Consider the following 22,893-nt stretch of genomic DNA (forward strand, 5'->3'; position numbering starts at 1 on the left):
CGTATCCAGGCTCTCGCTGCTCTCCGTCAGGAACTCGCGCAACAGATCGTCCATGAAACCAACCTTCGAAAAACGCCGAAAACGCTGCGGCGCGCAACATCGACGCGCCGGCCGGAACTTGGGTCAGCTTCTCCGCAAAGCGTTTAAGTTTGGTTGAGTAATTGGAAAAGAACGGGATCAACAAAGAGATAAGGCCGCACGATCGAATCGTGCGGCCGGTCGTAACTTTTGCTTAATGATGTTCCCGCGGCCGCGTTCAGGACGCTAAGATAATGACCTTGTCGCCGTCGAGCGCGAGCGTCACTTTCAACCCGCAGGCATCAGCCAAGAGGCGCGTGTAGTGCGGCTGCACCGCGTGCGCATCGACCGTGTTGGACGAGCTTGCATTGAGCAGGTCGACGATGTTCTGCGGCACCCGCGCATTGAGGCCCGCGGCCAGAATGCGGAAGCTCATCGTCTCGCCCTCGCCGACCGGATCGATGGTGAGTGTGCCGCCGCGCGGTATCGTCTGCTGCGCGATGACCAGCATGTTCAACAGCAGCTTGACGCGGTTCTTGGGCAACAGCAGCCGCGGCAAATTCCAGGTCAGCGTCACCTTGCCGTCCTCGATATGCCCCTTCGCCATGTTCTGGGCATCGCCGAGGTCGATCTGCGCGCCGGAGGAACCCGCGGCACCGAACGCCAGCCGGCAGAACTGCAGCCGCGCCGAAGCGGTCTTGGCGCTCTTGCGGATCAGATCGAGCGCAAAGTCGCGGTCTTCGGGCTTGGGATTGTCGTCAAGGACCTCAAGCCCATTGACGATCGCCCCGACCGGACTGATGAGATCGTGACAGACCCGCGAACACAACAGCGCCGCGAGTTCGAGTGCATCGGGAGCGGGACCGGGAGACGAAGTGCCAGACATAGATTGTTTCCTGGAAAGCCGCACGCCGCGGGAGGAGTGCGAATCACGCATGCCTGTCGGCTTGATACACCGCGCAGACGGATGCTGCCAGCTTGCGGCGGGACTGATAAAGCATGATCCGGACCGGAACGGCCGCGTTAGCGCAAAGTGGAAACCGGTTTTCCGAAAAGATCATGCTCAAACAAGGGGATGAGATCGCGATGCGATGCCTTGCATCGCATCGCGATCTCAGGGAACACAAACAGGATATGAGACCCGCCCATGAATAAGGCACAGCCGTCCCTGATCGGTTGCGAGGCTGCCGCCACGCTGCTCGAATCGCTGACCGAACTGGTGATCCAGGCCGGCGAGGCGATTCTTGCGGTCAACCGATCCGCCATGAGCGTCACCGGCAAGAGTGACGGCTCGCCGGTCACCGAGGCCGACCTCGCCGCCGATCACATCATCGTCGAAGGGCTGACGCGGCTGACGCCGCATGTGTCGCTGCTGTCGGAGGAGCGCGTCCATCTGGCGACGCCGCCCTACAAGGACAGTTTTTTCCTGATCGATCCGCTCGACGGCACCAAGGAGTTCGTCGCTGGCCGCAACGAATTCACCGTCAATGTGGCGCTGGTCACGCAGGGCGTGCCGCTGCTCGGCATCGTCGGTGCGCCCGCGCTGGGGCTGATCTGGCGCGGCATCGTCGGCAGGGGTGCGGAGCGGTTGACGCTGCAGAATGGCGCGGTTTCGCGGGCGGTGCCGATCAAGAGCCGCCGCTGCCCGCCACGCGGCGCGCCTTGGACCGTTGCGGTCAGCCGTTCGCATGGCGATGCGCGCACCGAAGCCTTCATCGACGAACGCGGCGGCGCGGTGCGCGCCGTGCTGGGCTCGGCCGTCAAGTTCGGCCGCGTCGCCGAGGGCGAGGTCGATATCTATCCCCGCCTCTCGCCGACGTCCGAATGGGATGTGGCGGCCGGTCACGCGGTCGTCGTTGCGGCCGGCGGCAAGGTGACCGATTCGAACGGGCGCCCATTGCATTTTGGGTTAGGCCGCGAAGACTTTCTGGTGCCGGAATTCATCGCGTGGGGCGACCCAGCCGCAGCATTGTAATTACTGCGCGAGGCTTTCTTCCAGCTCCGGCCAGCGCGCCGCGGCTTCCTTCAGGAAGCGCGCGGGATCGGCGGCGAAGGCGTCGCGGCTGTGTTCCCGGTTGAACAGATAAAGCCTGTTCCCGATGACGGCCCAGAAGCGCGGATTGCCGGCGCAGGTCACGCCCCGCACCAGATCGGTCGGATCGTAGCCGCCGAACTGCGGGCCATAGATTTCAGGATGTGCCACGAACGAGGCGCGGTTGCCTTCGTTGCGGAAACGCCAGACCACGCCGCTGTCGGCGGCCTCGTATTCCGGCCGTCCCTGGGTGGCGGCGGCATCGGTGAAATAGGCGACGGGATCGAATCCCTCGATCGCAAGGCCAGAGTAGCGGTTCGTCACCACGCGCTCGGTCGTCGTGGCCTGAACCGGCAAAGAGGGCCCGATGGCCGTTAAAATGCCCGCCAACAGGCCGAAAATCGCCATGCCCCGGCACGATCCATATCTTTCCTGCCGTTGTGCCGTCATAGTTGATACCGATAACATCCGAGTCGAGGGGACACTGGGCGCAACCTAGAGCCGTGCCTGTTGGCATCAGGTTAAAGAGCAACGCCCGGAATTCGATAGCAGGGGTTCTTTATGACTTTCGCATCACGCCTTGCCGCGGTCGCGTTTGCCGCGCTGATGTGCTGGAGCGCAGGGGCGTCCGCGCAGCAGCCCCCACCACCGCAATATCCACCGCCGCAGCGTGAACAGACCCCGTATACTTACGGGCCCGACGAACTGGTCGGTGCCGGACACAAGTTCTTCGGCAACGTCTCGCGCGGGCTTGCCTCGGTCATCGAGCGCGCCGTCAGCCAATGGGGCCTGCCCAACGGCTACGTGCTCGGCGAGGAAGGCTCCGGCGCGTTCGTGGCCGGGCTGCGCTATGGCGAAGGCACGCTCTACACCAAGAACGCCGGCGACCTCCGGGTCTATTGGCAGGGTCCTTCGGTCGGATTCGACTGGGGCGGCGACGGCGCCCGCACCATGACGCTGGTCTACAACCTGCCCTCGACGCAGGCGATCTATCAGCGCTTCGTCGGCATCGACGGCTCGGCCTATATCGTCGGCGGCTTCGGCATGACGGCGCTGACCGCCAACAACATCGTGCTGGTGCCGATTCGCTCGGGCATCGGCTTGCGGCTCGGCGCCAGCGTCGGCTATCTCAAATTCACCCCGCGCGCGACCTGGAACCCGTTCTAGGTCACTGCGCCGATCGGGTGATTGTGCCGGGCGCTCCGGAACGGTTAGCGATTCAGGTTAACGCGGCAAACGGGCTGGCCTTTGGCCGGCCCGCCGTGGCATTGTGATTAACAAATTCCTGCTTTCTTTGGAGTGACCCTTCATGATCGAGCCGATCATGTACGCGGCGATCGGTTTCCTGATCTCGATGCTGTGTGGCCTGATGATCGTTCCGCTGGTGCATAACCGGGCGGTGCGGCTGACCACGCGCCGCATGGAGGCGGCCACCCCGCTGTCGATGGCCGAGATCCAGGCCGACAAGGACCAGCTCCGCGCCGAGTTCGCCATGTCGGCCCGCCGGCTCGAGATGAGCGTCGACCAGCTCAAGAGCAAGACCACGAGCCAGCTCGCCGAGCTCGGCAAGAAGACCGATGCGATCAACCGCATGAAGATCGAGCTCGGCGAGAAGAACGCCGCGATCTTCGCGCTGGAGGCGCGCGAGAAGGCGATGAAGGAGCAGCTTCGCGCCACCGAGGAAGAGTTTTCTGCCAAGACCGAGCTGCTGCGCAACGCGGAGCAGGCGCTGACCGACAAGCAGGGCGAGCTTGGCAAGATCAACGCCGAGCTCAGCGACCGCTCGATGACGGCGGACAGCCGCCAGATCGAACTGGTCGCGGTGCGGACCCAGGTCGAGGAGTTGAAGAACCGTGTCGGCGATGCCGCCAGGGAGTTTGCGGCAACCGAGGCCCGGCTCGCCCAGGAGCGCAACCAGTCGGAGACCGCAACGCGCGAGCTCACCGACGCGCGCGGCCGGGTCGAGAATCTGAGCCAGCGGGTCACCGATCTCGACCGCCAGCTGATCGTCCAGGTCAAGGAAGCCGAGATGCTCGGCAACCGCGTCACCGACCTCGAGACCCGGCTTGCGACCCAGGGCAAGCTGCTGGCCGAACGCGAATTCGAGAATGGCCAGCTCAAGCAAGCCAACGCCGCCGCCGAGCGGACGGTGCAGGAGCTGCGCGAGGAGATCGCTGCGACAACCGGCGGCAAATCGTCCGTGCTCGAGAGGCTGCGCCAGGAGAAGGCCGCGGTCGAAGAGCAGCTGCGCATCGCCCGCGACGATCGCGGCAAGCTGCAGCGCGATATCAACGCGATCCAGCAGCAGGCCGAGAGCTCCTGGGCGACCGAGCGGATGGAGAACGCGCTGCTGCGCGAGCGCATCAACGACATCGCCGCCGAGGTGGCCAAGCTCGCAATCCAGCTCGAGGGCCCCAATTCGGCGATCGAGGCCATGCTGGCGGCGGAGCCGACCGTGCCGGCCAAGGCGGCCGCCAAGCCCGCAAACGGTGCCGCGAATGGCGTCCCACCGGGCAGCGGCATGCCCGAAGGCGGCGGCACGCTCGCGGAGCGCATCCGAGCCCTGCAGTCACACGCCTCCCGCGCCCGCCAGCAAGGGGCTTAATTCCCGCAGGGTTTGGCTTGACACCCCTACCCGGCACTTCGTAAATCGCACGCTCTGACGAAGCGCCACTTTTCGACCGGCCGCCGACCAGCGGCCTTTGGCACGTCAGATCCCGGACGCATAGCTCAGCGGGAGAGCGTTCCCTTCACACGGGAGAGGTCCAAGGTTCGATCCCTTGTGCGTCCACCATTCCCCGTCCTGAACCGCCGGGTACTTGTCGACATTCTGGTGCCCTTCGGGACCGCCTCATCAAAAATGTCGAAAACAACCCCATGCAAAGTAGCCGATACGAGCCGGATCAATGGGTTCCGCCATTTCCGGCGTGCCGTCATGAGGCGTTGGTCCCGCTGCTCACCGATATAGTCGAGAACCGCCCTAGCCGGTCGGTTCGGACCTGACAACGAGCCCTTCAATCAGCGTAGCGAAATGTCGCGATAGGCCTACAGCGGACATGTATCTGATATATGATCTAGCCATCCCGACCAGCATCCAGAATATCGAGCACCGGGCAATCGGGAGTAGCGCCCTCAGAGCATCGAGCGACCGTTTCCGCCAAGATAGTTTCGAGCTTAACAAGGTCGGAGAGCTTGCTGCGAACGCTCGCCAGATGTGCGCTCGCTATCTTGTGCACGTCGGCGCACGATGCACGTTCTGGCCCCCCTAGAGCCAGCATGGCTCGAATTTCCTCAAGCGTGAAGCCGAGGTCACGGGAACGCCGGATGAAAGCCAATGACCGCTTTTCGGCTGGCCCATAGACCCGCCGCCCGCTTGCCGTGCGTGGTGGCGGCGGCAGCATTTTGATGCGCTCGTAATAGCGGATGGTCTCGATGTTCACGCCGCTATGCTTGGACAACTCGCCGATTGAGATGTTTTCGGCTCCCGAAGACGTGATGGTCCGCATGAAATCGTCCTTGATCCTGTAGTCACTACAGGATGTACGGTTTACCCCATGACAATCAATCAAGCTGATCACATTGGCGACAACCGGCGGCAGCAAGGTCTCATAGCGGTGAGTGGGCTGCTCGGGGCGCTTGCGGCTTCGTCTTGTTGCATCTTGCCCCTCGTCCTGTTCGGCCTTGGGGTCAGTGGGGCATGGATTGGGAATTTCACCCAGCTAGCAGCCTATCAGCCGTACTTCATAACCGCGACGCTTGCGCTCCTCGGATATGGCTATTGGCTAGTTCACCGCTCATCAACGCGCGGCTGCGCTAACGGTGAAGCCTGCGCACGTCCGCTGCCAAGCCGCATCGTCAAGACAAGCCTCATCCTCGCAACGATCCTCGTCGTCGCCGCGCTCGGCCTCGACTTCATCGCGCCGCTTTTTTTCAACTCTTGACCGGAGAATTTCCCATGAACAAGCACCCCCTCGCCGCAGCAGCATTTGCCCTAGGTATCATCGCGTCGTCTTCAGTGCTGGCAGCAGAGAAAACCCTTACATTGGCTGTAAAGAACATGGATTGCGCGGCCTGTCCTTCCATCGTCAAGGGCAGTCTGGAAGCCGTCCCCGGCGTTGCGAAAGTAGCGGTGTCCTACAAGGACAAGACGGCAACGGTCATCTACGACGACGCCAAGGCTGACGTGAACCAACTTACCTCGGCGACCACGAAGGCGGGTTATCCGTCCGCACCGAAGAGCTGATCCAATGCTACTTCAATCGACTATCACCTGTCCGTATTGTGCGACCGCCAAAGCGGAGACGATGCCAACCGACGCTTGTCAGTTCTTCTACGAATGCACCGGCTGTGGGACAAAGCTGAAGCCCAAGGCAGGCGATTGCTGCGTATTCTGCTCCTACGGCTCAGTGCCCTGTCCGCCAATTCAGGCTGTCCGTTCCGGCGAACCAGGGACCGCCTCTTGCTGCGCGTGAACAGGCGATGACCAACGCACCAAGCCAAGCCTCCCGAGACTGGCTTGGCGGCGTCTACACCAGTTCGCTGGCGTGGTGGATGCCTAAAGCAGCTATTCTTGCCGGTCTGTTTGTCTCGGTATCTTTTCGCGCCGTGATCTGGATCATCGCCCTCGCCTGGATGGGCACGGCGTGCTTGTTGAATGCGAGGCGGTGTAATCGCACGCACTGCCGATACACTGGACCTTAATTATCTTGCGATGATCGCACCCGTTGCCTTGTTGGGCTTTGGGTTCGTTTCCGCAGGGATTTATGGATGGATTACCTTGGGTGTGTTCACTCTCGGCGGCAGCGGACTCATATGGTGGGCAACGGAACGGACCTGGGGCAAATTCTCTTAGGTTTGTAAGGCGAGACGTAGCCCGCCGCGCGACAGTCCGAGCATACAGCCGTGCATTTCCCGTGCATCGCCCACAACGCAACTACTAAGCAATTGACTTTGTTGGCGTAAAAAACACACCCGCAGCCTTCACACGGGAGAGGTCCAAGGTTCGATCCCTTGTGCGTCCACCATTCCCCTTCCTGAACCACCGGGTGTGGACGATTGCCGACATTCTGGTGCCCTTCGGGACCGGCTCATCAAAAATGTCGAAAAAACCCCATGCACAGTAGCCGACGCAAGCCGGATCAATGGGTTATGCCATCCCCGGAACTTGATTGACGCGTCGGGCAAAGCACCGGCGGGATGGGGATCGTCCGGGGCGATGTGCCACCGGACGACCCAAGCCCGCGTCAGCGGCCGCCGCAATCACTGCGTCGGCAATTCTTCCTCAATCACATCCCTGAACTGGGTAATTGAGACGTCCAGATAGACAAACTTCTGCCCATGCGGGTTGTCGGCTACGCAGGAGAAGTCGACCTTCAGCTTGTCAGGTCCAATATCCATCTTGTGCTCCAAGTGAGCGATCGAACCGGGGACTCCGGGCGGGTTGGGGACCACTGTGAACTTGGGATCACGGGCGAATTGATATCCGAACCTCGGGGTTGCATCGATATCCTGAGTGTTCTGGCATCCGTTTTCATGACCTTGGCACCCCGCACCGCAATGCCCGGGTAGATGAACGACCTCCTCGCGACGCACCTTCCTGAGGTGGAGTGGTCTGCCGAGTTTCAGAACCGCGGAGGCGTACGGGTTTCCTTTCTCGTCATCGAGCTGAATCGATACGAGCAGATCGTCGCCCTTCGGCCGATTGAATACGAGCTGTTGCTCTCCCGCGCCGACAAACGGTCGCGGTTTGGGATTCGACGGTACGCTTACAACCAGGTTCGTCTTGTAACCGCTCGGCGCGTAAGATTTCACGCGCGCGATGACTTGTGATTCGTTGTAATCCTCAATCCATGCGCTAAGCGGGGCGTTCTGCCTGATGCAATCCGAGTACGCTCGATATCCCAGCGCCGACAACCCATTGAACACATAATTCGAACTGATCCGATTTTGAACTTTCTCGTCGAAATGCGAGAAAAATTCCGAGCGCTTCTTGTCGAATTCCGAAAACCCTACATCGCCCGATATCCCAAGATACTGTGCTCCGGCATTGCCGTTAGCCTGATGCTCTGCATAGTTTGATTGATTGATCGTCTTCAAGAACTGATATTCAAACGCGAAATTGTCCTCGATCTTGATTTGATCCGGCTTCAGTGCCGCCAGACAGTCGGCCTTGGCTTCGCTGCATATGGCTAGAATCGTCAAGGCAAACAGCACGGTCTTTCGCATAGTTGTCACTTTCAAAAAGGGAAGCCGCTGCATGGCGGTGAGATTGAATCGATTCTTCGAGTAGTGGGTGCAGCAAAATGCAACTCTAGTCGATGCGTTGCTTATGGCAAGCAGCGCGCGGCGGGCTTAGCCGCATATGAAGCGTGCGCCGCGCGCCGCGTGGCCTGGCGGGCAAGCGGTCATTTGCCCATTCCGCCAACTCGGACTTGCCCGCGCCCCGCATGGGCCGATAGTCTGAACTGCCTCGGCAAGAACAATGAGTGGGCACGCATGTCGCAGAGCCAGGTTCACTCGGGCGGCAATGGCGCGCTCGCAAGGCTGGACGCTATCGCCCAGGCCGATCTGGTTCGATCCGGTCAGATCAGCGCAAGCGAGCTTGTTGAAGCCGCCATCGCAAGGATCGAGGCGACCAACCCGGCGCTCAACGCAGTCACCCACAAACTCTACGCCCAGGCGCGCAAGCGCGCTGCGAGCCCCGCCCTGTCAGGTTCTCTCGCTGGTGTTCCGTTTCTGATCAAGGATGTGCTGTCGGTGGCGGGCACGCCGAACACATTTGGATGCCGCGCGCTCGCCGACTTCATCCCGCCGACCAGTTCCCCTTACGCGCTGGCGCTGGAGGCTGTCGGTCTGGTCACGGTCGGGCGCACAAACACGCCGGAGTTCGCGCTGATCGACGCGACCGAACCCAAGCTGTTCGGCGCTACCCATAATCCGTGGGACCTTACACGCTCGCCCGGTGGCTCTTCGGGAGGTGCTGGAGCAGCGGTCGCAGCCGGGATGACGCCGATCGCGCATGCCAGCGATGGGGGCGGATCAATCCGTCATCCCGCGTGCCACAACGGCGTCTTCGGCCTCAAGCCGAGCCGTGGCCGCAATCGAAGCGATGGCGCTCCACCCATGCCATTCGACTTGCCCGACGTCGCAGTCAATCATGTCCTTACCCGGTCGGTGCGCGATAGCGCGCTCATGCTTAGCCTCACGGAAGACCCGGACACCAAGCTCGGCCCGTTGGGGTTCGTGCGCGATCCGATCAGCAAACCGCTTCGCGTCGGTCTGATACAGGAGGGCTTCAGCGGCAACCGCGCTGCCACCGACGTGGACTACGCGCTGGTCTCCACTGCCCGACTTTGCGAGAGCCTGGGCCACCATGTGGAGCCGACGGCGTGGCCATTCTCCGGCCCGGCAGCAATCGAAGCCTTCCTCGACGCATGGATGGTGCTGGCCGCCAGCGCAGTCCAAGCGACTTGCGCATGGATCGGATGCGACGCCGACACCGAACACTTTGAGCCCTGGACGCTGGGGCTCGCAAGCCGAGGGGCGGCGCTTTCGCCGGAGCGGATCGCTGGTGCGGTCGCTCAGCTGACGCAAGCCAGCCGAGCCTTGGACGCATTTTTTGAAGCCTACGATGTGCTGCTGTCGCCTGTGGCGCGTCATCCGGCGAAGCTTCTGGGCGAACACGCAACAGACCTGCCGTTCGACACTCTGTTCGAGCGCGCCGTCGATAATTCGGACTTCACCCCGCTGATCAACGCGGCGGGCATACCGGCGATGAGCATTCCGCTGTACTGGAGCGCGAACAACCTGCCGATCGGCTCCCACTTCGCCGCGCGCGCAGGCGCGGAGGCCACGCTGTTCGGCCTGGCCTATCAGCTCGAGGCGGCCCGCCCCTGGGCGGATCGCTGGCCACCGGCGAGCTATCAGGAAGTTGCGCGGGTGGCTTAGGCCTTGAGAGGGGCGATGGCTGCGACAGCTACCGCCCTCGAGCCGAGCGACTTCGGGACAATCAGAACCGTCGGCAGCGGCTGCGATGCCGCGGCCATGCCGGCTCACTGCCGGCGGCGGTGTGGGGCGGAAGACGGCTTGGCGGTGCGCCGGCCGAGTTCGCCGAGCAGGTCGCGAACCGCGCCGTCGAGTTCATCGGGAGGGGTGGCGTGATCGGCCTGTTGCGTGTGGGGAGGCCAGCGCCGACCGCGCACCGAGACGTCATCATTCGCGGCAAGCAGCGCTGCAGCGGTATCATCGTCCGGCGCCTGGCGCCGCGCGGCCCTGACCTGCAGCGGCAACCGCCGCCTGCGGCGCGAGATCAGCTCGCGCACGCCGTACCCCGATACGAACCCGATCCCGGTGACCAGCACGACAATCAGCAATTCCAGCATTGTGTCGTCCCACCATCACCCTGCCGCAATGCAATAAGCGCGACAATGCGGCAGCGGCTTGACCGGGACGGTTCCTTTTCACTGTGCCGAGCACAACGCTGACCCTCGGAGTCCTACGGGGTTTTGTTTGCAGGCCTCCTCGGCTACCTTCCCGCAACTCGCGGAGGCCGGGACGTCTCGATGCGCAAGGGCAACGACTACATTTTGAAGCTGCGGCCTTGGTCATTGTCGACGTTCGTCGTCGCCCTGCTCGCCGTGGTGCTCGCCACCGCGACGCAGGAGATGTTCGCGAGCTTCGGCATGCAGTTCTATTTCGCGGCCTTCGTGCCCGCGATCCTGATCGCCGGCCTGATGGGCGGCGCACCGGCCGGCGCCTTTGCCACCATCATCACGGTCCCGATCGTCTGGTGGGTGTTCATGCCCCCCTATTTCGAGTTCGCCTGGCCGACGGCCGACGATTACGACAGCATCGCGACGTTCCTGCTGTCGAGCGCGCTCCTGCTCGGTTTCTCGCAGCTCTACCGGGAAGCGCTGGCCATTTTGCGGAAATAGCGGCCCGGCGCGGGCCGCGACCGCCCGCCGGCGCCGGCAAGCCGGTCGCCTGCACGGATCGCTCGCCCTCAGATCCCGAACATCCAGACCGCGACGATGGTGGCCAGTGTCGCCAGCCCGCTGATCGTCCAGCCCACCGTGTAGAAGGTATCCTCGGGGGCGGTGTCGAGCACCGTATTGGTGGTTTCCGTCATTGACCGCCAGCGCATGGCGTCTCTCCTCGGAACTCCTGCCCAGCGACATAACGCGGCGCGCGGTTCCCGGTTCCGGCCCTTTCGCGGCGACTGCGCCGTTCACGCACAGCTCACGGACTGCTGATCGGTGTCGCGGAACCTGCGACATTCTGTCCCGTTGAGGGGCGCCGGAAACCAACTTGGGAGAACCATCCGATGCGAACACTGATCCTCGCCGCCACGGCGCTTGCCTTCGTCTCGTCCACCGCGCTCGCGCAGGACAAGGCCGCCAGCCCGGCCCCCGCAGCGCAAAGCGGTGACACGGCGACGAAGGGCGAGGCGACCAAGATGGCGCCGAAGAAGAAAGCAAAGAAGACTGCCAAGAAATCGAGCGCCAAGGGGGGCGCCAAGGGAGACGCCAAGGCTGGCGCCGCCACGACCGGCGACGATGCAGCCAAGCAATAAACAGAAACAATCGCGGTAGCCGACCACGAATCTGGCGATCACGGAAAAGGCCGCCCGAAGGCGGCCTTTTTATTGCTGTCTCGGTGCGGATGCCGCCTCGCCCATCGCGTCGCGATCAAACGCGCTGACCGCTAGGGGCAGTGAGTGTTGGGGCCGCGAGAACTGAACCAGAAAATTCAAGTGCGGGAGGGGGAGCGAAAGAGGCGCAGAGCCGATGATCCGCACCGCCATCGGATCGTTCTGAAAATTGACCACCAGCTCCAGAAATTGCTCCACCTCCCGCACCTTCCGTTGTGACGCGCGTGCAGCGGCGCCGCATGATCCAAACGGGCTATCACTGCGATGGGTGGAAAGATTCATCGACAGGCCTAACGCTGAGCCCCGTCGTCGCGCCTACCCGCGAGCCCGCTCTCGCGTATGCGCTCCGCAAACCAGCGCGACGTGGCGCTGTCGATGGCGCCGCCGGCATAGATTTCGGAAAAGCTCACGCCGTGCGGTCCGACGATCACCAGAACGCCTATTGCATAGGCAAACCAGACATTCGGATCGGTCAGCGCCTGCAGCTTGCGTTGATCGTGGTCGAGCGGCTGGTGGTTGCTGTCCTTGCGCAGTTCGATGGCCAGCAGATTGTTCGGGATGTCGCGCTGATGCACGACGATATCGGGATAGATCGACTTGCCGAGATGGTCGTCGGTCGAGCTCCCTGAGCCGCGCGGCAGCCGCAGCGTGCGCTCGCCGAGCCGGTCGTAGTTGCAATCGACCTGCCAGCCGGGAAACTGCCGCTCGACATAGACAGCAAGCCGGTGGGTGAGCGTTCGCTCGCCGAGATCGCGCTCCAGCAGCAACGTCTCCTGCGCATAGAATTCCTCGACCGCGGCGATCACCTTGTTCAGCTCGGTCTGCATTGACGCCTCCGACTGGACGAGCCGCCGCCGCGGCTGTGAGAATAGGCTCTACACCTGCACTTCGATCAGCCGCGGGCCCGGCTCGGCGATGGCTTCCGCCAAGGCCTTGTTGAACTCGTCCGCGGTGGTCACCGTCCGGCCCGGCACGCCCATGCTCTTGGCGAGCGCGACGAAATCCAGCGTCGGGCTGTCGATCCTCAGCATGTCCTGCGCCCGCTTGCCGGGTTCGCCGGCGCCGACGCCATCGAACTCGCCGCGCAGGATCTGGTACATGCGATTGGCGAAGACGATGGTGACGATGTTGAGCCCTTCGCGCGCCTGCGTCCACAGCGACTGGATCGTGTACATCGCGCTGCCATCGCCGACCATGCAGATCACCTTGCGGTCCGGACAGGCGATCGCCGCGCCGGTCGCGACCGGCGTCGAATAGCCGATCGAGCCGCCCAGATTCTGAATCCAGTCGTGCGGAGCGGCGCTCGCCGTCAGCGGAAAGAAGCCGCGCCCGGTCGTGATGGATTCGTCGACCAGGATGGCATTGTCAGGAACCGCAGCCGCGATCGCCTGGGCGATCGACGCGTGGTTCAAGGCACCCGTCGGCTTCACCAGTTCGACGGTCGCCTGCGGCTTCACATCGGCCGGCTTGGCGCCAACCGCCGAGGCCAGTGCCTGCAGCGCCGCCACCGAATTCTCCCCGCTCGAGGTCATGCGATGGACCTCACATCCCTCCGGCTTCAGCAGGCTCGGCTTGCTCGGATAGGCGAAGAACGCGACAGGTTCGTTGGCTTCGACGAGAACGATGTGCCGAAAGCCCTTCAGCGCCGCGAGCGCCAGCTCGACCACATAAGGCACCCGCTCGATCGAAAACCGACCGCGTCCGCGCGCCATCCGCGGGCTCGCCAGCGGACCCATGACCTTGCAGCCAGTCTTGCCGGCGATCTGCGCCGCCAGCGCCAGCCCCGGCTCTGTCACCGCGCTGCCAGTCATCAGCAGCAATGTCGGTTCACCGCTGCGCAGCACCTTGGCGGCGCTCTCGACGGCCTGTGGCGAATAGCTCCGGCGCTGCGATTCCACAGGCATCTGCGCCACCCCGTCGGCCTCGTTCCACGCTGTGTCGGCAGGCAGGATCAAGGTCGCAACCTGCGGCGGTGCGCCGCTGGCGGCGGCGATCGCGGCAGCGCCATCACGGGCGACCGATTTGGCGTCCGGCGAGGTGCGCACCCAGGCCGACATCGGCCGTGCCAGGCCTTCGATGTCGGACGTCAGGGGCGCGTTGTATTCGATGTGATAGGTCGCGTGCTGGCCGACGATGTTGACGATGCCGGAATGCGCCTTCTTGGCGTTGTGCAGATTGGCGAGGCCGTTGGCAAGGCCGGGCCCGAGATGCAGCAGCGTCGAGGCCGGCGTTCCCTTCATGCGGAAATAGCCGTCGGCCGCACCGGTCACCACACCTTCGAACAGGCCGAGCACGCAGCGCATGCCGGGGACCTTGTCCAGTGCTGCGACGAAATGCATCTCCGAGGTGCCCGGATTGGTAAAGCAGACGTCCACGCCGCCCGCGACCAACGTCCGCACCAGACTTTCCGCACCGTTCATGCTCACGCTCCCGTTTCGAGATGTTCTTGAGGTCGCTTCAGAACATGATCCGATTGAATCGGACCATGCTCTTATCCTTTGTTTGGTCGCGTTTTCTTGACGCGAACCGGTTTCCACTTCGCTTGAAAACGCTCCAGATCAACCATTCTTCGTCCGCTTCGTCAAAGGTTTGGCCGGACAATGCAGGTATCGCTTCCGGTCTGTTGCCTTTTTAAACCGTGTTGTCGGAAAGTGCCTAAAGTCACCGCTTCGTCGCTTGCGAAACGCCGGCGATTGTGGCCTTTTTGGCTGCATATTTGATTGTTCGCGAGGACGACGACGATGCGCAAGTTTGCCTTGATGTTTGCCGCGCTCACGATCCTGGCAGGTGCCGGCCAGGCCCAGGCCCAGTTCTTCGACTCGCGGGGCTACCAATCCGAGCCCCCGAGCTTCTTCGGCAACGGCGCGAGCCCGATCCCGCGCACCACCGTCAACTACCCGACCAACTATGCCCCCGGCACCATCGTGGTGAACACCGCCGAGCGCCGGCTCTATCTCGTGCAGGCCAACGGCCAGGCGCTGCGCTACGGCATCGGCGTCGGCCGCGACGGCTTCCGCTGGAGCGGCGTGCACCGCATCTCCGCGAAGAAGGAATGGCCGTCCTGGACGCCGCCCTCGGACATGCTGCGCCGTCGCCCCGATCTGCCGCGCCACATGGCCGGCGGCATCGAGAACCCGCTCGGCGCGCGCGCGATGTATCTCGGCTCGACGCTGTACCGCATTCACGGCTCCAACGAGCCGGAGACGATCGGCCAGGCGGTCTCGTCGGGCTGCTTCCGGATGACCAATGAGGACGTCAAGGACCTCTATGATCGCGTCTCGGTCGGCGCCACCGTGGTGGTGAAGAACTGATCGCGTCGATCTCAACGGAACCAGGCGCTTCCATCCGGCGAGATCGCCAATCCCACCTTGCGCTGCCGCAAACCTTGCGGCAGCGTTGTCGTAATGTCTCAGCACCGTCCTTCGATACTTCTGCTTCTCGCCGCAGCGCTCGCCGTTTGCCTCATCGATAGCACCGCGCCTGCCGCCGCCGAGGTACCGGCCATCGTGGCGCGCCAACGCAACGAGAAGAAGGTCTTCACCGACGCCGAGATCGTCGAGGGCTTTCTGAAAACCGCGTTCGGCGCCGAATATCATCTCGCCGGTCGGGTCGACCGCATCCGCAAATACGACAAGCCGGTGCGCGTGTTCGCCGACGGCAACCGTGCCGACCGCAAGGTCCAGCTCGCCAAGGTCATTGCCGACATCCGAGCCAAGGTGCAGCATCTCGACATCGCGATGACCGACAACAACGACGCGGCCAATGTCGTGGTCAAGCTGGTGCGCGACCGCGAGCTCTACCGCACCATCGCGACTTTCTACGGCCAGGAGCGCGCCAAGGAGATCCGCACCTCGCTCGATCCGCAATGCCTGTCCGGCTTCCGCAAGAACGAGAACTACGAGATCGAGCATTCCGACGTCATCCTCACCGTCGACAATGGCGATTTCGTCTTCCTCGACTGCGCCTATGAGGAGCTGTTGCAGTCGCTCGGCCCCATCAACGACACCGCGACCGTGCCGTGGACCATGTTCAACGACAGCGTCTCGATGGGCTTTTTCGACGTCTACGACCAATACCTGCTCAACCTGCTCTACGACCCCCGCATCAAGCCCGGCATGAACGTGCAGGAGGTCAAGGCCGCGCTGCCCGCCGTGCTCACCGACGTCCGCGCCTGGGTGGCGAAGGTGAACCATCTGGAGTGAGGGTGGCTGTGATCGGTGCATGGTGCTCGCCAGAAACACCGCTGTCGTCCTGGCGAAAGCCAGGACCCATAACCACCGCATTTGATTGTGAACGGGATCGTGGCTCCAGATCGCGCAACGATTGCGATTTGGGGTAATGGGTCCTGGCTTTCGCCAGGACGACGATGAGGATAGGTCTCGACTCCACCGGTCAAACAGCTTGTTCGGTGTCATCACCCGCGCATGCGGGTGATCCAGTATTCCAGAGACAGCAGTGCTTGAGCCGAGAAGCCGCGGCGTACTGGATCGCCCGGTCGAGCCGGGCGATGACAGTTGTGGATGAGGACGCAGCTTCGCATTCTCGCGTGACGCGCGCGTAAGGGACGCACCGGCGGTAGGGTTCCCTCTCCCCTTGCGGGAGAGGGTTAGGGAGAGGGGTGCCACACCACGCGCTCTCTCCGTATCGTCACGACAAGCGAGCAAGTTGCGCGAGCGATGCCCTCATCAATCATCTCACACGGGGCCACCCCTCTCCCCAACCCTCCCCCACAAGGGGGGAGGGAGCCTAAGAGGCGTGCTCACCTCACCGCCGTCTCCCCACCCGATGCGGGATCACCACCCTCTCCGCTTGACCTTACCCCTGCGGCCACCTCCATAGAGGCGCGGTCAGACGACGCGAGGTGATTCGATGAATGCTCCTGCTGCCCGTTTCCTCAGCCCGTCCGAAGCTGCAAGGCAGCTCGGGATCTCGGCGAAAGCGCTGCGCCTCTACGAGGAACGCGGCCTGATCGCGCCCGGCCGCACGCCGGCTGGATGGCGCGCCTATGGTGCGGCCGAGATGGCGCGCGGCGCCGAGATCGTCGCGCTGCGCGCGCTCGGCCTCAGCATCAATGAAGTGGCGCGGATCCTGAGCGGCGACGTCGTCATCTTCGGCCGCGTGCTGGCCGCGCACGAGGCCTCGCTCGAAGCGCGGATGCGCCAATCCGGCGACAGCATCGCCAGGGTGCGCCGGCTGCGCGCCGACCTCGCCCGCGGCAAGATGCCCGCGACGCGCGACCTCGTCAGTGCGGTCAGGGTACGGCCGGCGATCGGCGTCGCGTTCGATCTGCCGTGGCCGTGGGGCGGCGAGCGCTTCGAGCTGCGCGACATCAAGCTGCTGAACTACATCGTCGGCCCGCTCGGCAGCGGCAAGACGCGCCTCGGGCAGCGGCTGGCCGAAGTGCTGCCCGACGCCAGCTTCGTGGGGCTGGACCGCACCGCCGACGGCGGCGCGGCCGTTCGTGCGCGGCTCGATGCCGATCCGGCGCACAAGGCGAGGGTCGAGGCGAGCCTTGCCGTCCTCCTCGCCGATGGCGCGGTGGAGTCAGCCGCGCTGACCACCCTGCTCGCCGCGCTCGAGGCCGACGGCGACACGATCCTGGTGATCGACATGCTCGAACACGGGCTCGATGCAGCCAGCCAGGAAGCCGTGATCGCGCATCTGCGCCGTCGCGGGCCCGAGGCGCGGCCGCTGTTCTTCCTCACACGCTCCACCGCGATCCTGGACCTCGACGCGGTCGGCGACGATGAAGCGATCATCCTGTGCCCCGCCAATCACAGCGTGCCGATCTCTGTCACGCCCATGCCCGGTGCGCCTGGCTATGAAGCGGTCGCGACTTGCCTCGCCGCTCCAGAGGTGCGGGCGCGCACCGAAGGCATGGTTGCGTGGCTGCCATCCTGACTTCTCGCATTGGTTGTATTATAATCACACAACAATGCACGACGCAGGTCGGATGCACGGCAAAAAAGTGTGCTATAAGCTCACACAATGACCGAGCTTCCCCGTACCCAGGCCTTGCGTTGCTTCATCACGGTTGCCCGTGAGGGCACTGTATCGCGCGCTGCCGCGATGCTGAAACTGACCCAGCCGGCGGTCAGTCTGCAACTGAAGGCGCTCGAGGAAAGCACCGGACTGCAGCTGTTCAACCGCACACCCAGCGGCTTCACGCTGACCGAGGCCGGCGCCGCGCTGCTGCCGCTGGCGCACCGGGCGGTGGCCGCGGCATCTGACTTCAAGGCGATGGCGGACTCGCTGAATGAGGCGCAGCGCGGCACGCTGCGCGTCGGCACCATCCTCGACCCCGAATTCACCCGGCTCGGGCCGTTCGTGCGCAGCCTTGCGATGTCCTCGCAACGCACCGAAGTGTTTCTGCGCCATGGCGTCAGCGACGACGTGCTCGCGCAGGTCGGCCGGAGCGAGCTCGACGTCGGCTACTATGTCGACGCCACGCCGCCGGAGCAGCTGGTCCATCACAGCTTCACCGAGCGGACCATCGCCGACGGCCGCTACCAGCTGGCGCCGCTGCTCAGCTATAACTACCGCGTCATCGCGCCGATCGGCTGGCGAGACCGGGTGATCGGCAAGGACTGGGCGGAGCTCGCCGAGCTGCCCTGGCTTGCAACACCGCCGCATTCCGGCCACCGCCGCCTGCTGGACGACATCTTCCGTCCGCTTGGCGCGTTGCCGAAGCGGGTCGGCTACACCGATCAGGAAGAGGCGATGATCGACTTCGTCGAATCCGGCCTCTGCCTCAGCCTCGCGCGCGACAGCGTGCTGGCGCCACGGATGGCGCGCCCGCATCAGTTCGTGGTCGCCGACAGGGTCAAGCTCACCTGCGACCTCTCTTTCGCCTGCCTCGCCGCCCGCCGCCAGGAGCCGGTGATCGCCCACGCCTTCGCAAGCGTGCGCGCGGTGTGGAATATCAAGCCGGCAATCGCCGGCGCCGGACCGACACGAACGCGGAAGGTCGCGAAGAACGTGTAAGCGGCGCGCAAACGCCCAGCTCACGGCAGTTTCGATTTCGATGGCGGACACGGAGCGGCCCAAGCGGGAGCCAATTCTGTTCCCGCGTATACCGACGAAATGCACAACTAATACGTGTAAATGTTATGCGCATTTTATCTTAGCGCGAGCGCACTTCTTAACGCTTGGTCGCCATTCCTACATATCGCCGGGCGCTTGCTTTCTAAGGTCGGGCTCAGAGGAATCTCCAGCATGGATGACCATTTTTGGTCGGCGCTGCTTTCGTGGTGGCCGTTCGCTTTACTCATGGCTGCCTGGTTCTTGTTTGGTCGCGCGCAGATCTTGTCGCTGCTGTGGACGCCGACGTTGAGTGAAGGCAACACTCCAGAGTCAAGTTCTGATGCCGCAGGCGGAAACAGCGACGCAACAGAGGACCTGCCATGGTTCGCGGCGATGGAGTATTACGCTTTGATACTCAACCGAACCTACAAAATATTCGCAATGGATCAAATGCTAGTCGGCGCGACGGTGAGGGGTTTGGTGATCAGTCCTCCCGTCACGACCTCATCGATGTCGAATCAAGAATTCTGGGCGCGGACCCAAGCAGCGAAACGATACGAGCGTGTCGATTTGACTTCAGCAAAGTTTCTTCGAATGCATTCGGCCAACTTCCAAATTCGTTGGAATGATATCACCGCAACTGAATTTCGGGCAGGCCGGAAGTGGGGCATGGGGAACGTGCCTCACTCTGGCCGATTGGTTCTTCATCTGCGAAGCGGACGCAAGCGTGAACTCATCTTGCTTGGAAGGCAGAATGGTAACGCTCTAAAGCAAAAACTCAACGATCGGTGGCGACCGAGCTAACCACCCAGCCAACGATTATCGATTTTGAGTCAACCTCTCATCTCGACGCGCTGGATCAAGCGGCGGCACTTAGGCCATTGCCCGGCCTTGGACATTCGAGCGCAACTTGTACGATGCCCTTGCGTCGTGCCTACTTCAAAGCCAGGCTGGTGCAATACGCGGAGACTTCACCGGATCTCCAGCCGTTGTTGAGCCCGGTTTCCGTGCACTGATTGTAGCTCTTGAAGGGGATGCTGCCGGGGCCGATGTTTCGGCACCCGGTGTAGGCGGACGCGCCGGCAGACCAGGAGCATCCGACCCAGGGGCGGTCGCCTGACCTCATGCTCGTCATGCAGCCGCCGACGCAGAACACCGAGGTCGCAGCTGCATGCAGAGACGAAGCCGAAGTGCTGCGCGCCGCCGCGTGCTGCTTCGGCCTCGGTTGAACGCCTGCGTGCCTCGGCGCCTCGACCGAAATGCTGGGAAGCGGGCTGGGCTGCGACCACGCCGGGCCGCTTGATCCGCATACGAGCGGCGCGATCGACAAGACGGCGACAGCGACATGCGTGACGAAGAGCGACGGGCGTTTCATAGCCAGGTCCTCCCAAGATGCCGGACGGCAATTCCGTCCCGGGATGCAGGCTAGCACACATTCAACCGCCTGAAATTCCTGTCCGGCGCTGTTGGCTTGAGCCGGAGCAGTGCATCTCAGTTGAATTCAGGCAATTCCATCCAGCTCCGTCATGCCCGGCCTTGTCCCGGGCATCCACGTCTTTGCAGCTATCAAGTAAGAAAAGACGTGGATGGCCGGGACAAGCCCGGCCATGACGGAAGAAGATTTCGGTCAGTTGGAAAGCCACCGCGCGCTATTCCGGTCAGGCACCTGGATATTGGCCGCTGCGGCCCGTCACACTATGGTGCGACAGGAGGGCTGCCCATGGCGTGGACGACAGCGGAGCGAGAAACGGTTTCGTGAGAAGATATCGAAGCTCGCGCATCGTCGCGCTCAGCGCGGCACTCGCGATGCTGGCGCTGGATCAGCTGACAAAGCTTTGGGCGCTTCGATCGCTGGAAACCGGCGCCACCGTCAAGCTACCGGGCCCCGTCGATCTCACCCTCGTGTTCAATCGCAGCAACGCATTCGGTCTCGTTCCCGACTACGGAGCGTTGTCGCGTTGGACGCTCGCTTGCGTCGGCCTTGCTGCAGCGGCGGCCCTGCTCGGAGCGATGCTGCGGCGATCGACATCGACCCTCAACGCCCTTGGATTCGCCTTGATCGGCGCCGGAGCTGCCGGAAATGCGATCGACCGGCTTCGATTGGGTGCCGTCATCGACCTGTTCGACGCCTCGAAACTTCGATTTGTCTGGATCTTCAACGTCGCCGACGTTTCGATCGATCTGGGGATCGCGCTTGTCTTGCTGGCCGCGCTCCTGCCGTCGTTGGAGGTGCCCGAGGTAAAGACAGAGGCAAGGCCAGAGGCAGACCAACGCGACAACTAGGCTGATGTCCTAGGCCGCGACGACCAGCGATCGCGTCATGTCCGCCATGGTTGGCACCAGCGACGGTGCTTCACAATCCTGCAGAGCGAGCTCGTTCATGAGCTGCTGCAGTCTTGGCGGCAAATCGGCGTAATCGCCGCGCAGGGCGTGGCGCAGTCGCTCGCCGATCTCTTCGCAGATGGCGCGCGCGTGCTCGGGCGCGATCGGATGAGGCTCACTCATCGACGTGAACTGCCTGGACATAAACTGCTTGCAAAGGCCGCGAGCCGTCAGACGGCATTTCCGCGTACGCGGATCCCGCATGCGCACATGCGATCAAAACCAGGATCCGAACAATGCTGAACATGGTTCGTACTCCCTTTTCCTGTTCTTCAATAACAGGAGGTCGTTGCCGCCCGATTAGGGAAACTGGTTCCCACGGCCTTTAAGGGAATGGTAAACACGAAGTTTCAGGACGCGCCTGGGACACGGATTGTCGCGCAACTTGCCCCCGGCGATTGCCTTCGCCCTGCATCGCGCTGCCTCGACCCCGATGCCGGGACCGAGCAAGATCGAATCCGGCCGCTGGACGAGATGGGCTGATCTTGGCTGAGGCTTCGGCGCCGCGCCGCCTGCCCGGATGTCCCCAATCAGGGGGACAGACGCATCCGGTGGAATCAATAAGATGCCGAACCGGACGCCGGTCGGCTATCATCGGCCGCACTGACACAAGAAGAACCTGCTGGGAGGAATTGCAATGAAGCTGGCCATGGCCGGACTCTGGGTACTCGCGGGCGCGCTGCTGATCGCGCCGGACGCGCGGGCCGACATCAAGGTCGGCGTCGTGGTATCCGGATCGGGGCCGGGCTCGGCGCTCGGCCAGCCGCAGATGCGCACCATCGCCGCGCTGCCGAAGGAGATCGGCGGCGAGAAGGTGGTCTATATCGCGCTCGACGACGAATCCGATCCGACCAAGGGTACGCAGAATGCCCGCCGCCTCGTGATCCAGGACGGCGTCGATATCCTGATCGGCTCCTCGTTGACCCCCGTGACCATGCCGATGCTCGACGTCGCCTTCGAATCCAAGACGCCGATCATCTCGCTCGCGGCGGCGACCGCGATCGTGCGGCCGATGGACGAGCGCCGTCGCTGGGCGTTCAAGGTGGTCCCCAATGACGATTTGATGGCGGCGGCGATCCTGAAATACATCGCGAAATCCGGCATCAAGACGCTCGGCTATATCGGCGTGTCCGACGGCTATGGCGAAGGCTACTACACTGAGGTGTCACGGCTGGCACCGTCGCTCGGCCTCACCGTCACGACGCATGAGGTCTATGCGCGCGCCGACACCAGCGCGATGGGCCAGGCGCTGAAGGTGATCGCGACCAACCCGGAGGCGGTGTTCATCGCGTCCGCAGGCACGCCGGCCGTGCTGCCGCAGGAGGCGCTGCGCAGCCGCGGCTATGCCGGCAAGATCTTCCAGACCCACGGCGTTGCGTCGGAGGAGTTCATCAAGCTCGGCGGCGCCAATGTCGAGGGTGCGATCTTCACCGGCGAGGCCTTCACGATCGCCGACGATCTGCCGGCGAACGATCCGTTCCGCCAGGCGCGCGACGAGTTCGTGTCGTCCTACGAGAAGGTCAACGGGCAAAAGCCGAACATCTTCGGCGCCCATCTGTGGGACGCCGTCACGCTGTTCAAGCGGGCGGCGGCGAGCGCGCTGAAGACGGCGAAGCCCGGCACACCGGAATTCCGCGCCGCGCTGCGCGACGAGCTCGAGCGCGGCAAGGACGTCTACCTGAACAACGGCCTCTCGACGATGAGCCCGACCGACCACAACGGCTACGACGAGCGGTCGGCATTCCTGATCAAGGTCGAGGGCGGCAAGTTCAGGCTGGTGAAGTAGAAC

General features: G+C 63.3%; 26 protein-coding genes and 1 tRNA gene. 17 read left to right on the forward strand and 10 right to left on the reverse strand.

Annotation, left to right across the window (positions count from 1 at the left end; translation table 11 throughout):
• Positions 1 to 256 precede the first annotated feature (256 nt).
• On the reverse strand, positions 257 to 904 hold the full coding sequence (gene chpT / locus Q0030_RS11530; protein ID WP_298366651.1) for a histidine phosphotransferase ChpT: 648 nt from the start codon (positions 902 to 904) through the stop codon (positions 257 to 259).
• 261 nt (positions 905 to 1,165) lie between these two features.
• On the opposite strand from chpT, the gene cysQ reads away from it, so the two are divergent.
• Entirely contained in the window at positions 1,166 to 1,993 is an 828-nt protein-coding gene (gene cysQ, locus Q0030_RS11535) for a 3'(2'),5'-bisphosphate nucleotidase CysQ (protein ID WP_298366654.1), read from the forward strand.
• Here cysQ and Q0030_RS11540 read toward each other — a convergent pair whose 3' ends face one another.
• Positions 1,994 to 2,458 (reverse strand): YHS domain-containing (seleno)protein, encoded by a 465-nt coding sequence (locus Q0030_RS11540; protein WP_298366656.1) that lies wholly within the window; start codon positions 2,456 to 2,458, stop codon positions 1,994 to 1,996.
• 153 nt (positions 2,459 to 2,611) lie between these two features.
• Here Q0030_RS11540 and Q0030_RS11545 point away from each other — a divergent pair, with 153 nt between their 5' ends.
• The 3 genes from Q0030_RS11545 to Q0030_RS11555 all read left to right on the forward strand — a co-directional run bounded on the left by Q0030_RS11545 (position 2,612) and on the right by Q0030_RS11555 (position 4,844).
• The gene (locus Q0030_RS11545; protein ID WP_298366658.1) at positions 2,612 to 3,217 is read left to right on the forward strand and encodes a DUF1134 domain-containing protein; all 606 of its coding nucleotides are present in this window, start codon (positions 2,612 to 2,614) and stop codon (positions 3,215 to 3,217) included.
• Positions 3,218 to 3,359: 142 nt separating this feature from the next.
• Positions 3,360 to 4,655 (forward strand): hypothetical protein, encoded by a 1,296-nt coding sequence (locus Q0030_RS11550; protein WP_298366660.1) that lies wholly within the window; start codon positions 3,360 to 3,362, stop codon positions 4,653 to 4,655.
• A gap of 114 nt (positions 4,656 to 4,769) precedes the next feature.
• A tRNA-Val gene (locus Q0030_RS11555) sits at positions 4,770 to 4,844 on the forward strand.
• A gap of 280 nt (positions 4,845 to 5,124) precedes the next feature.
• Here Q0030_RS11555 and Q0030_RS11560 read toward each other — a convergent pair.
• A complete protein-coding gene (locus Q0030_RS11560; RefSeq protein WP_298366663.1) occupies positions 5,125 to 5,556 on the reverse strand; it encodes a helix-turn-helix domain-containing protein in 432 nt (143 codons plus the stop codon).
• 48 nt (positions 5,557 to 5,604) lie between these two features.
• Here Q0030_RS11560 and Q0030_RS11565 point away from each other — a divergent pair, with 48 nt between their 5' ends.
• From Q0030_RS11565 to Q0030_RS11575, 3 genes are read left to right on the forward strand one after another with little or no spacing between them, the layout of a single operon-like run.
• Positions 5,605 to 5,991 carry a mercuric transporter MerT family protein gene (locus tag Q0030_RS11565; protein ID WP_298366665.1) on the forward strand — a complete coding sequence of 129 codons (387 nt, stop codon included), beginning with the start codon at positions 5,605 to 5,607 and terminating at the stop codon, positions 5,989 to 5,991.
• A gap of 14 nt (positions 5,992 to 6,005) precedes the next feature.
• Complete coding sequence (gene merP, locus Q0030_RS11570) at positions 6,006 to 6,293, forward strand: mercury resistance system periplasmic binding protein MerP (protein WP_298366667.1); 288 nt, start codon at positions 6,006 to 6,008, stop codon at positions 6,291 to 6,293.
• A 4-nt stretch (positions 6,294 to 6,297) separates the two neighbouring features.
• Positions 6,298 to 6,522: a GDCCVxC domain-containing (seleno)protein gene (locus Q0030_RS11575; protein WP_298366670.1), complete on the forward strand. Its 225-nt coding sequence runs from the start codon at positions 6,298 to 6,300 to the stop codon at positions 6,520 to 6,522.
• Between the two features lie 787 nt (positions 6,523 to 7,309).
• Here Q0030_RS11575 and Q0030_RS11580 read toward each other — a convergent pair.
• Positions 7,310 to 8,275, reverse strand: coding sequence for a hypothetical protein (locus tag Q0030_RS11580; protein ID WP_298366672.1), 966 nt, complete (start codon positions 8,273 to 8,275; stop codon positions 7,310 to 7,312).
• A gap of 270 nt (positions 8,276 to 8,545) precedes the next feature.
• Here Q0030_RS11580 and Q0030_RS11585 point away from each other — a divergent pair, with 270 nt between their 5' ends.
• Complete coding sequence (locus Q0030_RS11585) at positions 8,546 to 9,997, forward strand: amidase family protein (RefSeq protein ID WP_298366674.1); 1,452 nt, start codon at positions 8,546 to 8,548, stop codon at positions 9,995 to 9,997.
• 104 nt (positions 9,998 to 10,101) lie between these two features.
• On the opposite strand, the gene Q0030_RS11590 is transcribed toward Q0030_RS11585, so the two are convergent.
• Complete coding sequence (locus Q0030_RS11590; protein WP_298366677.1) at positions 10,102 to 10,431, reverse strand: hypothetical protein; 330 nt, start codon at positions 10,429 to 10,431, stop codon at positions 10,102 to 10,104.
• A gap of 180 nt (positions 10,432 to 10,611) precedes the next feature.
• On the opposite strand from Q0030_RS11590, the gene Q0030_RS11595 reads away from it, so the two are divergent.
• Positions 10,612 to 10,983, forward strand: a complete 372-nt coding sequence (locus Q0030_RS11595; protein WP_097677242.1) for a DUF4118 domain-containing protein — start codon at positions 10,612 to 10,614, stop codon at positions 10,981 to 10,983.
• A 68-nt stretch (positions 10,984 to 11,051) separates the two neighbouring features.
• Here Q0030_RS11595 and Q0030_RS11600 read toward each other — a convergent pair whose 3' ends face one another.
• A complete protein-coding gene (locus tag Q0030_RS11600) occupies positions 11,052 to 11,192 on the reverse strand; it encodes a hypothetical protein (RefSeq protein ID WP_171947715.1) in 141 nt (46 codons plus the stop codon).
• Between the two features lie 180 nt (positions 11,193 to 11,372).
• Between Q0030_RS11600 and Q0030_RS11605 the strand changes: the two genes are divergently transcribed.
• A complete protein-coding gene (locus tag Q0030_RS11605) occupies positions 11,373 to 11,621 on the forward strand; it encodes a hypothetical protein (RefSeq protein ID WP_298366681.1) in 249 nt (82 codons plus the stop codon).
• Positions 11,622 to 11,690: 69 nt separating this feature from the next.
• Here Q0030_RS11605 and Q0030_RS11610 read toward each other — a convergent pair whose 3' ends face one another.
• The 3 genes from Q0030_RS11610 to Q0030_RS11620 are packed head-to-tail and all read right to left on the reverse strand — an operon-like array spanning position 11,691 to position 14,119.
• Positions 11,691 to 11,981 carry a hypothetical protein gene (locus Q0030_RS11610; RefSeq protein ID WP_298366683.1) on the reverse strand — a complete coding sequence of 97 codons (291 nt, stop codon included), beginning with the start codon at positions 11,979 to 11,981 and terminating at the stop codon, positions 11,691 to 11,693.
• Positions 11,982 to 11,989: 8 nt separating this feature from the next.
• Complete coding sequence (locus Q0030_RS11615) at positions 11,990 to 12,526, reverse strand: hypothetical protein (RefSeq protein WP_298366686.1); 537 nt, start codon at positions 12,524 to 12,526, stop codon at positions 11,990 to 11,992.
• Between the two features lie 48 nt (positions 12,527 to 12,574).
• Entirely contained in the window at positions 12,575 to 14,119 is a 1,545-nt protein-coding gene (locus Q0030_RS11620) for an acetolactate synthase large subunit (protein WP_298366688.1), read from the reverse strand.
• Between the two features lie 321 nt (positions 14,120 to 14,440).
• Here Q0030_RS11620 and Q0030_RS11625 point away from each other — a divergent pair, with 321 nt between their 5' ends.
• From Q0030_RS11625 to lspA, 6 genes are all read left to right on the forward strand, one after another.
• On the forward strand, positions 14,441 to 15,010 hold the full coding sequence (locus Q0030_RS11625; protein WP_298366690.1) for a L,D-transpeptidase: 570 nt from the start codon (positions 14,441 to 14,443) through the stop codon (positions 15,008 to 15,010).
• Positions 15,011 to 15,103: 93 nt separating this feature from the next.
• The gene (locus Q0030_RS11630) at positions 15,104 to 15,901 is read left to right on the forward strand and encodes a DUF2927 domain-containing protein (RefSeq protein WP_298366693.1); all 798 of its coding nucleotides are present in this window, start codon (positions 15,104 to 15,106) and stop codon (positions 15,899 to 15,901) included.
• Between the two features lie 667 nt (positions 15,902 to 16,568).
• Positions 16,569 to 17,600, forward strand: coding sequence for a MerR family transcriptional regulator (locus Q0030_RS11635; protein WP_298366695.1), 1,032 nt, complete (start codon positions 16,569 to 16,571; stop codon positions 17,598 to 17,600).
• An 87-nt stretch (positions 17,601 to 17,687) separates the two neighbouring features.
• Positions 17,688 to 18,683 carry a LysR family transcriptional regulator gene (locus Q0030_RS11640; protein ID WP_298366696.1) on the forward strand — a complete coding sequence of 332 codons (996 nt, stop codon included), beginning with the start codon at positions 17,688 to 17,690 and terminating at the stop codon, positions 18,681 to 18,683.
• 231 nt (positions 18,684 to 18,914) lie between these two features.
• On the forward strand, positions 18,915 to 19,526 hold the full coding sequence (locus Q0030_RS11645) for a hypothetical protein (RefSeq protein ID WP_298366698.1): 612 nt from the start codon (positions 18,915 to 18,917) through the stop codon (positions 19,524 to 19,526).
• A gap of 951 nt (positions 19,527 to 20,477) precedes the next feature.
• Complete coding sequence (lspA, locus tag Q0030_RS11650; protein WP_298366701.1) at positions 20,478 to 21,005, forward strand: signal peptidase II; 528 nt, start codon at positions 20,478 to 20,480, stop codon at positions 21,003 to 21,005.
• A gap of 9 nt (positions 21,006 to 21,014) precedes the next feature.
• Here the strand turns inward: lspA and Q0030_RS11655 are convergent, their stop codons facing one another.
• Positions 21,015 to 21,227: a hypothetical protein gene (locus tag Q0030_RS11655; protein WP_298366703.1), complete on the reverse strand. Its 213-nt coding sequence runs from the start codon at positions 21,225 to 21,227 to the stop codon at positions 21,015 to 21,017.
• Positions 21,228 to 21,741: 514 nt separating this feature from the next.
• Between Q0030_RS11655 and Q0030_RS11660 the strand changes: the two genes are divergently transcribed.
• Complete coding sequence (locus tag Q0030_RS11660; protein ID WP_298366705.1) at positions 21,742 to 22,890, forward strand: ABC transporter substrate-binding protein; 1,149 nt, start codon at positions 21,742 to 21,744, stop codon at positions 22,888 to 22,890.
• Positions 22,891 to 22,893: the final 3 nt, after the last annotated feature.

The sequence above is a fragment of the uncultured Bradyrhizobium sp. genome, from assembly GCF_947648125.1.
Taxonomy (GTDB): Bacteria; Pseudomonadota; Alphaproteobacteria; order Rhizobiales; family Xanthobacteraceae; genus Bradyrhizobium.